The sequence below is a fragment of the Pseudomonas sp. AC463 genome (assembly GCF_979253585.1).
In genome coordinates this window covers 1-255 of record NZ_CEEDDZ010000869.1, presented here as the reverse complement: position 1 = coordinate 255, position 255 = coordinate 1, and the positions used below count along the sequence as shown (strand labels likewise).

The window sequence follows — 255 nt, the reverse complement described above, 5'->3', positions numbered from 1 at the left end:
GACGTGCGGATCGCGCCGGTGTTGCGGATCGTCGGCACCGTTGCGCCGCTGTCGATCAGGATCGCCGCCGAGCGCGTATCGGCAACGCCGCCGCCCGTCGCCGTGACGGTGCCGCCGACGCGCAGTTCCGGCGTGGACGCGCCCGCGCCGAAGCGGATCGCTGTGGCGGACGCGCCAACCGCGGTCGCCTGCACCGTGCCGCCGACCGCGACACCCTGCGCGATCGTGACATTGCCGCCGAGCCCGCCGATCGCC

At 75.3% G+C, this 255-nt stretch carries 1 protein-coding gene; it reads right to left on the bottom strand.

Annotation, left to right across the window (positions count from 1 at the left end; translation table 11 throughout):
• Positions 1 to 255, bottom strand: a 255-nt coding sequence (locus AC0IYH_RS32705; RefSeq protein WP_471838519.1) for a hypothetical protein, incomplete at both ends; no start/stop codon positions are given.